This is a genomic window from Providencia xihuensis (assembly GCF_041953405.1).
GTDB lineage: Bacteria > Pseudomonadota > Gammaproteobacteria > Enterobacterales > Enterobacteriaceae > Providencia > Providencia vermicola.
Genome location: NZ_CP169565.1, coordinates 125,812 through 136,779 on the forward strand (window position 1 = coordinate 125,812; position 10,968 = coordinate 136,779).

11 protein-coding genes are annotated in these 10,968 nt (G+C 40.1%); 6 read left to right on the forward strand and 5 right to left on the reverse strand.

What is annotated here, in order from left to right; translation table 11 throughout:
* The first annotated feature begins 51 nt into the window (after positions 1-51).
* Positions 52-1,047 (forward strand): sugar-binding transcriptional regulator, encoded by a 996-nt coding sequence (locus tag ACE2AL_RS00545; RefSeq protein WP_206085177.1) that lies wholly within the window; start codon positions 52-54, stop codon positions 1,045-1,047.
* A 37-nt stretch (positions 1,048-1,084) separates the two neighbouring features.
* Here ACE2AL_RS00545 and ACE2AL_RS00550 read toward each other — a convergent pair whose 3' ends face one another.
* The 4 genes from ACE2AL_RS00550 to mtnK all read right to left on the reverse strand — a co-directional run bounded on the left by ACE2AL_RS00550 (position 1,085) and on the right by mtnK (position 5,250).
* Entirely contained in the window at positions 1,085-2,089 is a 1,005-nt protein-coding gene (locus tag ACE2AL_RS00550) for a multidrug DMT transporter permease (protein WP_206085176.1), read from the reverse strand.
* 95 nt (positions 2,090-2,184) lie between these two features.
* Positions 2,185-2,832, reverse strand: coding sequence for an L-fuculose-phosphate aldolase (locus ACE2AL_RS00555; RefSeq protein ID WP_206085175.1), 648 nt, complete (start codon positions 2,830-2,832; stop codon positions 2,185-2,187).
* Between the two features lie 42 nt (positions 2,833-2,874).
* Positions 2,875-3,975, reverse strand: a complete 1,101-nt coding sequence (mtnA, locus tag ACE2AL_RS00560) for an S-methyl-5-thioribose-1-phosphate isomerase (RefSeq protein WP_206085174.1) — start codon at positions 3,973-3,975, stop codon at positions 2,875-2,877.
* A gap of 9 nt (positions 3,976-3,984) precedes the next feature.
* Positions 3,985-5,250, reverse strand: coding sequence for an S-methyl-5-thioribose kinase (gene mtnK / locus ACE2AL_RS00565; protein ID WP_375083825.1), 1,266 nt, complete (start codon positions 5,248-5,250; stop codon positions 3,985-3,987).
* Between the two features lie 361 nt (positions 5,251-5,611).
* Here mtnK and ACE2AL_RS00570 point away from each other — a divergent pair, with 361 nt between their 5' ends.
* Entirely contained in the window at positions 5,612-6,151 is a 540-nt protein-coding gene (locus ACE2AL_RS00570) for a DUF2058 domain-containing protein (protein WP_206085172.1), read from the forward strand.
* Between the two features lie 838 nt (positions 6,152-6,989).
* Here ACE2AL_RS00570 and ACE2AL_RS00575 read toward each other — a convergent pair.
* A complete protein-coding gene (locus ACE2AL_RS00575) occupies positions 6,990-7,688 on the reverse strand; it encodes an RluA family pseudouridine synthase (RefSeq protein ID WP_206085171.1) in 699 nt (232 codons plus the stop codon).
* Between the two features lie 178 nt (positions 7,689-7,866).
* Here ACE2AL_RS00575 and ACE2AL_RS00580 point away from each other — a divergent pair, with 178 nt between their 5' ends.
* The 4 genes from ACE2AL_RS00580 (at position 7,867) to ACE2AL_RS00595 (ending at position 10,965) form a co-directional block, all read left to right on the forward strand.
* Positions 7,867-8,352: a cold-shock protein gene (locus ACE2AL_RS00580; RefSeq protein WP_206085170.1), complete on the forward strand. Its 486-nt coding sequence runs from the start codon at positions 7,867-7,869 to the stop codon at positions 8,350-8,352.
* Between the two features lie 772 nt (positions 8,353-9,124).
* Positions 9,125-9,445 carry a helix-turn-helix domain-containing protein gene (locus ACE2AL_RS00585; protein WP_206085169.1) on the forward strand — a complete coding sequence of 107 codons (321 nt, stop codon included), beginning with the start codon at positions 9,125-9,127 and terminating at the stop codon, positions 9,443-9,445.
* A 135-nt stretch (positions 9,446-9,580) separates the two neighbouring features.
* Positions 9,581-10,189 carry a common pilus major fimbrillin subunit EcpA gene (locus ACE2AL_RS00590; RefSeq protein ID WP_206085168.1) on the forward strand — a complete coding sequence of 203 codons (609 nt, stop codon included), beginning with the start codon at positions 9,581-9,583 and terminating at the stop codon, positions 10,187-10,189.
* 92 nt (positions 10,190-10,281) lie between these two features.
* On the forward strand, positions 10,282-10,965 hold the full coding sequence (locus ACE2AL_RS00595) for a hypothetical protein (RefSeq protein ID WP_206085167.1): 684 nt from the start codon (positions 10,282-10,284) through the stop codon (positions 10,963-10,965).
* Positions 10,966-10,968 lie beyond the last annotated feature (3 nt).

A 10,968-nucleotide genomic window follows, 5' to 3' on the forward strand; every position in this document is an offset into this window, starting at 1 on the left:
ATATTCTGATCGTTTAAACTAGGCTTTTCCAAATTATGTCAGGAGACAATGATGAGTAAAGAGCAAGCCAACAGCAGCTTATTCAATGATGATCCTGTACTACACGCAACATGGTTATATTACCAAGAAGGTAAGAGCCAGACTGAAGTTGCTGCCCTAATGGGAGTTTCTCGTGTAACGGTCGTCAAATACCTGCAAACTGCTAGGGAAAATGGCTTAGTACAAATTAATCTAGATACCAATGTCTTCGGCTCCATTGATGCGGCTTTACGTATTCGTGATAAATTTGGTTTGCATAGAGTTATCATCGTGCCAGATGGTGAACATGCAGGAAAACGAACAGATTCCAAATTGATGCGTTCTCGTCTTTCTCGCGCTGGTGGGATGTATTTGAACCAAGTCATTGAGAATGATGATGTTTTAGGTGTCGCTTGGGGAAGAACTATCCATGAGATGAGTAAAACGATGACACCTAATTCATGTAAAAATGTCACCGTTATTCAGATGCTCGGTTCTATGCCTTCTCAGCCAGACCTGACAATCCTTGAGTCTTCCTCACAGATAGCGTTTAAACTTTCAGGAAAAGTTGCTTCACTTCATGTTCCCGCCGTTGTTTCTAGTGCAAGACTCGCGATGGAATTACAGGCTGAGCCGATCATTCGTGCGAATTTCGAGGTATTAACCCATTGTACAAAAGCGTTCTTTGTTGTTGGTAGTGCGCTGGATGAAAATCCATTAATTCGTGTGGGTGTATTGAGCAAAAGGGAGATGCAAAGTTATCGGGATGCAGGCGCGGTTGGGGTCATTTGTGGGCGCTTTTATGATAAAGACGGAGTACCTGTTATTGGTGATGTTGACCAACGTATTCTCGGGATCAGTCTTGCTCAGCTAAGGCAAATTGAGCGTAAAATATTTTTAGCAGGTGGCGAGAATGGCTATGCCGCAACGTTAGGTGCATTGTTGGGTGGCTATGTGACAGATTTAATTGTTGATGAGGGAACTGCTGAGTTTTTATTAGCGTGTGAGTTGCCCAACGATAAGCCATGATATTTGCCCCACGATAGACATCATGGGGCGAAATATTTTACTGATTCGCGGCGATGATGAGGACAATGCCTGCGATATACAGGAAGAACATTGCCATGATCAATTTATTCGTGCCAGCGGGTGCGTTGGCAAATTCACGCCAAACAAATACGCCCCAGATAACCGCAATCATCGTCGCCCCTTGGCCTAACCCATAAGATATTGCATACCCTGCTTGGCCAGAGGCAATGAGGCTGAACCCTAAGCCGATACACCAGATTATGCCGCCTAACCAGCCACACAAATGGTCACGTAAACTACCCGAGAAATACATTTTCCCTTGAACGGGCTCCCCAACAATGGGTTTTTTCATCACGAGCGTATTAAGCACAAAGTTGGATAAAAATAGACCCAGTGCAAATAGCACAAGTGCAGTATAAGGTGTCATCAGCCCTGCTTCAGGTTCACTTAAATTGCCAGAGATGGACTGTGCTAAGAAGCGGAAAAATGACCCCATGATGATACCCGCAAAAATAGCGGTTATCAGACCTTTATTACGTCGACTTTTATCTGATGACTGAGTGACTCTGCTGTATGTAATCGCGGTTAAGATGATAGCTGCAACAACACAACCAACGCCTAAGAATAGAATGGTTGGATCACCTTGCGGACTACCTATATAGGTGGTGATCACGCCAAGAACCAACGCTAAACCTACGCCAACAGGGAATGCGACGGCCATTCCCGCTAAACTAATGGACGCGACAAGAAGGATGTTTGAGACGTTAAAAATCATCCCTGCAAGTATTGGAAGGAAGATAATATTGATATCCGCCTGCAGAATATCCGAAACAAAGTCTCGGCCTTCTTCTCCGATCGAACCGAGAGTGAAAGCGAACAGCAATGAGCAGACTAAAACGCCGATGGAATAGTCCCAATAAAATAGCGGAAACTCCCATTTGTTATTACTGACCAGTTTTGTTGTGTTAGCCCATGACCCCCAACAAATCATCGTGATAAAACACATAATTATTGCTATAGGATATGATTCCACGATAAACATACATAACTCCTTGAGGTAGTTATTATTAATCGTTATAGATAGAGGTTGACAGCCATTTTCGACCATGGCTGTCATCGATGTGAAAATAGGTGAATTTAATCGTCGGTTTTTAAGCCGTACGTTTTAAATTTTCCGATGACTTTTGTCATTTCTTCTTTAGATAATGTAGGGACTTTGCTGTGTAGTCCGCCTGTTTTGATGTAAAGCTCAGCTAGCGTTTCAGTTTCTCCTGCAAGCCAAAGTGTTTTTTCCAATGAGGTTTCCATGGCTATCATCCCGTGATGTTGCATAAGAAGCGACTTACTGGATTTAATACCTTCAAATACGCTGTTGGCGAGCTCAGCACTGCCAAATGTATGGTACGGAATACAGGGAATATGATCTGTTCCTGTCACAGCTATCATGTAATGAATTGCTGGAATATCATGGTTCATGATAGAGACGGCAGTACAGTTGACCGCGTGAGTATGAATGACAGCGTTTAACTCAGGCCTAGCCTGATAACAAGACAGATGAAATAACCATTCGCTTGACGGTATTTTCCCAGGTTCTGAAATGCCCTGACCATCCACAAAGACAATCATATCTGGTGTCATTTTCGCGTAAGGTATGCCGCTTGGTGTGATGAGCATGCCATCAAGATACCGGACGCTAACATTACCTGATGTCCCCTGATTGAGCCCTGAAGCATTCATCTCTAGACAGGTAGTAATGATATCCGCTGCTAACGTGAGTCTTTTCATCTTCGTTCCTTAAAAACCTGCATCTTATGCATGCGGGCTCAATTAAATAGCCGCATTTTTTAGATCAGCAAACATGCTACTGAGTGCAGGCTCATTCGCGCCACACACTCCCCGTTCGGTGATTAAGCCTGTGATATATCTAGCGGGAGTGACATCAAAAGCATAATTCCCACATGATGTTCCTTCGGGAGCCGTATTCACCCAACTTAGTTCCCCTTGAGGGTTGATCCCATAGACATGTGATTGCTCTGTGCCATTACGTTGTTCAATAGGAATTGTTTTCCCATCCTTAAGTGTCCAGTCAATTGTTGGTGAGGGAAGCGCCACATAGAATGGAATTTGATTATCATAAGCAGCGAGGGCTTTAAGATAGGTACCAATTTTATTGCAGACATCTCCTTGCGTTGTGGTTCGGTCAGTTCCGACGATGCAGAGGTCAACTTCTCCGTGTTGCATGAGGTGACCGCCAGCATTATCCGCAATCAGCGTGTGTGGTACGCCGTGTGAGCCTAATTCAAATGCAGTTAGTCCCCCTTGATTACGTGGGCGAGTTTCATCTACCCAAACGTGCACTTTAATGCCTTCTTCATGGGCTTTATAGATAGGCGAAAGCGCGGTTCCCCAGTCCACTGTTGCAAGCCAACCTGCGTTACAGTGAGTGAGAATATTCACGACGCTACCCGCAGGTTTTTTCTGTGCGATTTCTCGAATAATTTCAACGCCATGACGGCCAATTTGCTCACACAGTTCGACATCTTCATCTGCTAATTTTCCAGCAAGCTCCCAAGCGATATCACGGCGTTTTTGTTCTGGTGCATCTTTCAAACTTGCCATCATTCTATCGAGAGCCCATTTTAGGTTGATAGCCGTTGGGCGAGTTTTAATAAGAAGGTCATAGCTCGATTGCAGGTTTTTATCACTCGGATCATGTTGCATACCAAGTGCCATTCCGTAGGCGGCAACAACGCCGATCAGTGGTGCACCGCGTACCCACATCTCTTGGATGGCGGTAGCCACTTTTTGTGCGGAGTTGAGTGTTAGCAATTCAAACTTAAACGGTAGTTTGGTTTGGTCGATAATTTCTACGGCCTTTCCATCTTTGGAGACCCAAACGGTACGGTAGTGTTTCCCTTCAATATTCATGCGTTCCTCTTACTGTTTTTTGGCTAATTGAATAACGGAAGCCATGTCTTTATAGCGATAGGCATGGACAATAAGCTCGCGAGCCAGGGTGAGTGCGCGTTGTTCGCATTCCGCGCGAAGTGCTGTGTCTTTAATCTGTTTGAACTCCGCAACGCCAGCAAATCCAACGATTCGGCGGTTCATTTCCATACCTGCATTGACTAAAGTATCTTCGAGAAGAGTGGTGAAGAATTGATCTTGGGCTTCTTGTAAGGCTTGATGGCCAAGCTCATTTTGATAGAGCGCTAAAGGCCATGCATCGCCTTCTATTTTGCTATTCCACAGTTGGCGGAAACGTTGCACAAACACAGACCAGGTTGTCTCAACTTGGTTGAGAAGCCAATTTTGATATTCGACGCGGTTTGATGTGTTTTCATCCCAGGCTGGTCTCGAGAAGAAGGCCATGAGTAGATTACCCATGTAGTTTCCGATATCGAAAGCCATCGGCCCCATAAACCCAAACTCAGGGTCAATGACTTTTGTATCAGTCTCTGTCACCATGACAGACCCTAAGTGTAAATCGCCATGTAATAATGCCTGTGCTTCAGTCATAAATTTGTATTTATAACGCATGGCAACTTGGATCATTTCTTTATCTTGCCACATCTTTTCGACAGCTTGATCAAGCTCAGGAGATAGCCAGTTGTTACGTTCAGCGTTGAAATATGGCTCAGTAAAGATAAGGTCTTCTGTAATTTTGCAAAGCTCATGGTTGAGTGCAAATTTGGCTGTCAGCGCTTTTTTCTGATCAGCTGGCATACCGATATCAGAGGTATAAAAAAGGGTTTTGGCGATAAAGGTTCCAATATCTTCAGCGAGATTTGGAAACTTTTTCCCTGCCATCACCTCTTTACGAAGGATGATGTGGGGTGAAAGGTACTCCATCGCAAATAGAGCCATCTCTTGGTCATAAAAATAGACTTCAGGGACGAGCTCGTGACCTGCACAGTGGGCTTCTTGCGATAAGATATTATATTCAAAACCAGCTCGAGTCAGCGATAATGGCCAACTTTCCCCACCTGCACGAACCCAAGGCAGAGCTTGTTTAACGACGATTGTTTTGAGCGTTCCTTTTACAAGGAACACCATGTTCAGATTACCATCACCCACTTCACTGACTTTCCATTGTTCAGGCGTTCCGCCCAATTCAGATGACTCGGTCAATTGAGAAGCTAGATAAAGTGGCAGTGTTTCACATGTCAGCGGCTTGTAGCCTGCTGGAATTGAGTCCAACATAACAAATCCCCTTACTCTTGTTATTATCATCATTGCTTTACATGTGTAAAGTATACATTATCAAATGTATATTAATGTGATCGGTGTTTAATTTTCGATAAGCCTTATTTTGAGTTGATTCTGTGCATTTTATCTATTGGTATGGTGAGGTGTCTTTTGATTTATCTTATCTTATGTATATTTAGTTATTCATTTGTATTGTTTGAGATGGTGAAAACTATTGGTTAGAGTGTGGTTGGCATCAAGTTAATGAACTTTTGTCCTTTAATTTGCATTCATATGCTGACTCCGTACAGACTCAAAAATTACAGGTATAATCCCCCATTATCTCACTGACAATTTTATTGATGCGGAAATAGAAATGGCAAAACTCACTTTACAAGAACAGATGCTACAGGCAGGGCTTGTCACCAGTAAAAAAATGGCTAAAGTTCAACGAACTGCGAAAAAATCACGGGTACAAGCTCGGGAAGCCAGAGAAGCGGTCGAAGAAAACAAAAAAGCACAGCTTGAGCGTGACAAACAGCTGAGTGAGCAACAAAAACAAGCTGCACTGTCAAAAGAATACAAAGCGCAAGTGAAGCAGCTGATCGAAATGAATAAAATTGAAATAGCGAAAGGCGATATCGCTTTTAACTTCACCGACAACAATGTTATTAAACAAGTGATGGTAGATAAAACCACACAAAAACAATTGATTAGTGGTCGCTTGGCGATTGCTCGTTTAATCATTGATAACAGTGATGTAAATGGCTACGCGATTATTCCTGCGGTTGTGGCCGATAAAATTACTCAAAGGGATGTGGATAGTATTGTATTAAATAATGCGTTGAGTGAAGAAGCTCAGGATGAAGATGATCCGTACGCTGAGTTCCAGATCCCTGATGATTTGATGTGGTAATACTCGTCATACTTCAAGCTGCAGCGTTGTTGACTGCGTTCATTCGCACTAGTCACATACTTATGTATGCTCCTAGCGTCTTATTCTCTTGTCGCCTAGCTGCAACTTGAATTATTTAGAGTATTAAATGACCGTTTCAAACCGCAGCGTTGTTGACCGCGTTCATTCGCACTAGTCACATACTTATGTATGCTCCTAGCGTCTCATTCTCTTGTCGCCTAGCTGCAACTTGAATTATTTAGAGTATTAAAGGCAGTTTAGAGTATTAAAAGACCGTTTCAAACCGCAGCGTTGTTGACTGCGTTCATTCGCACTAGTCACATACTTATGTATGCTCCTAGCGTCTCATTCTCTTGTCGCCTAGCTGCAACTTGAATTATTTAGAGTATTAAAGGCAGTTTAGAGTATTAAATGACCGTTTCAAACCGCAGCGTTGTTGACCGCGTTCATTCGCACTAGTCACATACTTATGTATGCTCCTAGCGTCTCATTCTCTTGTCGCCTAGCTGCAACTTGAATTATTTAGAGTATTAAAGGCAGTTTAGAGTATTAAAAGACCGTTTCAAACCGCAGCGTTGTTGACTGCGTTCATTCGCACTAGTCACATACTTATGTATGCTCCTAGCGTCTCATTCTCTTGTCGCCTAGCTGCAACTTGAATTATTTAGAGTATTAAAGGCAGTTTAGAGTATTAAATGACCGTTTCAAACCGCAGCGTTGTTGACCGCGTTCATTCGCACTAGTCACATACTTATGTATGCTCCTAGCGTCTCATTCTCTTGTCGCCTAGCTGCAACTTGAATTATTTAAAGTATTAAAGTTTGGGCTATATAGAGTATTAGAACGGGCTATCATGAATAAAATGAAGTGGTTTGTGGCTGATCGGATGTGTAAAACGTAGCTCGCTGGCGTGTAACATCAGCCTTGGTGCATGTTCTGTACCTGGTAAACACTCGCCGCCATATAAATCGCACCCCAAAATGGGATACCCCAAATATTGGCAATGAATACGTAGCTGGTGGGTGCGCCCCGTTTCAGGGGTGAGCTGCACTCGTGTTAATGGGACAGTTGTACCACCCACTATTTCTTGTTGAAAGCGTTCCAGTACCAAATAACGGGAACGTGCGGGTTTTCCATTCACTTTGCAAATAGACATCCGTGGAAATAAAGCTGGGTCTTTTGCTATCGGCGCATCAATTATCCCTTCGTTATCATTCAAGTGCCCGCACAGTAGCGCTTGATAAACTTTAGCAACAGTACGTTGGCTAAACTGTTGGCAAAGTGCGGCATTGATGACTTTATTAAGGGCAATGATCATCAGCCCTGAAGTGCCAAAATCTAATCGATGGACAAGGGTACAATCTGGAAATAACTTCACCAGTCGATAATGTACAGAATCTAAATTCTGAGGGTTTTTCCCTGAAAGGCTGAGTAATCCCGAAGGTTTATTGATAATCAGTAAATGTTCGTCTTGATAGAGGACATCAACCTGCTCATAGCAAGGCGGGGCAATAAAGGTATCAATAATCGTAGACATCGACTTCTCTAAATAAAAAAGGGGAAAGAATAATAACTAATTTATCATCTGCCGTCGCCTTGGGGTGTTGTAAATTTATCATCCAGCTAAAAACCAAAGGCATGGTCTGAGCCTACATTGTGCTTTATACTGCCGTCAGAGAAACTGAGTTTAAAACGATTAATTAGGTGGTAATGCAATGAAAGGAACAATCACAACGTGGTTTGAAGATAAAGGCTTTGGATTTATCAAAGATGAGAACGGAGATAACCGTTATTTCCATGTGATTAAGGTTGCTAACCCTGAACTGATCAAAAAGGGTGCAGAAATCACCTTTGAACCAACAACCAATAATAAAGGCTTGTCTGCTTTTGCTGTTAAAGTGATCCCTGAAAGCAAGTATATTTTTATTGCGGGCGAGCGTTTGAAAATCACTTCAATTAAATCTTTCCTTGTATACAGTGAAGAAGTTCCCGCAGATGCGGGTATTGATAAAGCGAATACCGTGTTATCGGTAGGTGCGCTGATGAGCAGCATTCGTCCAAAAACGGAAATTAAACCTGGTGATATGCGCTCACTGAAAAAATTAGCTATCACTACGCTACATGGCACCACATTGACGTTTTCAGAAGATGAAATCGATATTGAAGAAACGGTAAAACGGTTGAATTCATGTAAGAATTAGTCCTTGGATAGAGCAGAAAATTGATGAGTACCAGAGCGCTATTTTATATGGCGCTCTTAGCTAGATAACGTTAATAAATTCCCATTGTTATAATATCGTTTGTTATTCTAGGTAAATCCACTTAATATCGATGTAGTGTGTTAAAGAGGCTGGCTTCTTTTTTGGGTTTAAACGCGTAATCGCCTAAATATCGATGATAAATTTAATTTACGCATACTCGTAATATTGGTAAAGGTAAATACATCACGAGAATAGGCTGATAGTCGCATTTTGGCTTACTTTTTCATTGGTTTATTAAGTTGAATTTTTATTTTTTTAGAGATAAATATTGGCTTGGCCATTACTTTTTATGGGTAAAACTAAAATCATCCATATTTATAGTTTATTGTTTCACTCATATTATGAGTTTTTATAATTAAAATTAATGTGTTTTGTGTCAATTTGTAATTCAATGTAACTTTATGTGTTTTAATCCTTATGAGAGTAATTAATCGTTCGGAATTACTCTCAATAATACACTCCATAAATTATAATATACTAATAATATTTAATTAATATATTTATCATATAGTTAATTATCCATTCCTTAACTTAAATACACGTTAAATGTGTATATCAATCAGTTAAAGTGATCGATATTCATCATTTAATAGTCTACACCTATCAAATAAAGCGATTCGATCGATATAAACGTTTTTACTCTTATTTTAATGTATTTATTATTAATAAAAGTTAAATGTTTAATTAATTATTTTATATTGGAGTGTGGTTAATGAAATCTAATATAATTAGTTGTCATGTCGGTATTTTTTTAAGACGTGCCCGTAAAGAAAGAAACATGACAGGAAAACAGATGGCTAAATTAATGAATATTAGTCAACAGCAAATCTCACGTTATGAAATAGGGACCACAGCTATCACGTTAGATCAATTAGAACAATTTTTGAGAATATTAGATAAAAGATGGATTGACGTACTTCGATTTCTTGAAGATGAATCAGTGATTGGAATAAAAACAGATAAAAACGAAAGTAAAAATAAATACCTTTCATGGAAAGGCTATTCTACTAAAAGCTTCATTAATAATTTCTAATTATTAGAACAGGCAGAATAAAATAATCAGGTTTTCTGATTATTTTATTGATTATATTTTATAAAAAGCACGGTTAAAAGTGTTTTTTATACTATGTAATTATTTTTTGATATAAATTAAATTAGAGAGAATAATATGTTAAATAAAAAAATGGCATCTGTTTTGCTATCAACAGTTATTGCTGCGTCTTTTGCAACCGTTGCTAATGCCGATACACGTACAGCTCAAGCGACTGCAACTTGGCAAGCAACCGCAATTAAAGATACAACAAGTATGTTAGTTGTTACTCCATTAAAAAGTTTAACGTTTAATTATGCTGAAGGCCAAAAAAGCTTTAACCAGCAAAATGGTGCGTTCGATATTGCAATTCAAGGGCAAGCAGGCGCTACAGACTTTAAATTAGCATCAAAAATTATTGCGAACACATTAGCAAGAACAACTGACGATTCTAAATTAACGGTTGGTGTTAAATGGAATGGTGAAGATCTTAATAAAAATACAGATTTAGTTTTAATTGATACATCAAAAGGCTTAACTTCTGGTTTAGATAACTTAGCTGCTGATGGTATCTATAACGGTTCTGAGCGTGCAACAGACCGCGGTGAATTCACCTTTGTTATTGCAAGCGCAGAAGCTGCTGGTGCAGCAACAGACTTTAAAGCACTGACCGATGGTACATGGGATGGTGATGTAAAAGTTCAATTTACCGCGACTTGGGACGGTACTTTTACTCCAGCTCCTTAATTATCCCTTTATTGGATAATTGAATACTACGATAAAGATACTATAGGGAAATAATATCTTTATCGTTATTCCTTTCTTAGAAATTTATGATTATGAAAAAAATAACATTAGCATTAATTTTATTATCATGGCTCCCATTAAAAAATAGCTTCGCTGTTAATGTGGGGAATATTACTGAGATAATACCATCCGATGAAGACACGATAGCGAAAGAAATTGAAAATACAGTTGATACAGCAAGGCTGGTAAATCTAACAATCGAAAAAATTGACTCTCCACTTGAAAATGGAAAGGTTATTCCTGTCAATGATCCTAATGAAATATTGTCAACACCAGCTAATTTAATTCTGCCAGGTAAAGCAAAAGATGTGTTTAAAATTATTTATCAGGGGCCAAAGGACGATAAAGAACGCTATTACAGATTGAATTGGAAAGATGACCCTATTGGTGAAAGTGGTGTTACACAAAGTTCAAAATCAGCATCAGCAACGACATCGGCAACAATTAGCACGATTTTAGTTGTCGCACCAAGAATTGAAAATTTTAATTACCAATATATTAATTCCCAAGTTGCGAATACGGGTAATAGTTCTTTTCGTGTTGTGGCTTCAGGACCGTGTTTAGCAGAAAAGCAAAAATATGCAGTGGATGGTGTTTGTCGTGAGCGATATTACCTTATGCCACATTTAGCCGTTAAATTGCAATTTGTCGATCTCTCAAATAAAAAATCAAGCGTAGGTATTTGGCACAAAGGAGAGTTCATTGTTGTCAAATAATGA

Bases quoted from the DNA above. Each gene is read 5' to 3' on its own strand.
- ACE2AL_RS00545 (WP_206085177.1), top strand. From the start codon at position 52: ATGAGTAAAGAGCAAGCCAACAGCAGCTTATTCAATGATGATCCTGTA.
- ACE2AL_RS00550 (WP_206085176.1), bottom strand. From the start codon at position 2,089: ATGTTTATCGTGGAATCATATCCTATAGCAATAATTATGTGTTTTATC.
- ACE2AL_RS00555 (WP_206085175.1), bottom strand. From the start codon at position 2,832: ATGAAAAGACTCACGTTAGCAGCGGATATCATTACTACCTGTCTAGAG.
- mtnA (WP_206085174.1), bottom strand. From the start codon at position 3,975: ATGAATATTGAAGGGAAACACTACCGTACCGTTTGGGTCTCCAAAGAT.
- mtnK (WP_375083825.1), bottom strand. From the start codon at position 5,250: ATGTTGGACTCAATTCCAGCAGGCTACAAGCCGCTGACATGTGAAACA.
- ACE2AL_RS00570 (WP_206085172.1), top strand. From the start codon at position 5,612: ATGGCAAAACTCACTTTACAAGAACAGATGCTACAGGCAGGGCTTGTC.
- ACE2AL_RS00575 (WP_206085171.1), bottom strand. From the start codon at position 7,688: ATGTCTACGATTATTGATACCTTTATTGCCCCGCCTTGCTATGAGCAG.
- ACE2AL_RS00580 (WP_206085170.1), top strand. From the start codon at position 7,867: ATGAAAGGAACAATCACAACGTGGTTTGAAGATAAAGGCTTTGGATTT.
- ACE2AL_RS00585 (WP_206085169.1), top strand. From the start codon at position 9,125: ATGAAATCTAATATAATTAGTTGTCATGTCGGTATTTTTTTAAGACGT.
- ACE2AL_RS00590 (WP_206085168.1), top strand. From the start codon at position 9,581: ATGTTAAATAAAAAAATGGCATCTGTTTTGCTATCAACAGTTATTGCT.
- ACE2AL_RS00595 (WP_206085167.1), top strand. From the start codon at position 10,282: ATGAAAAAAATAACATTAGCATTAATTTTATTATCATGGCTCCCATTA.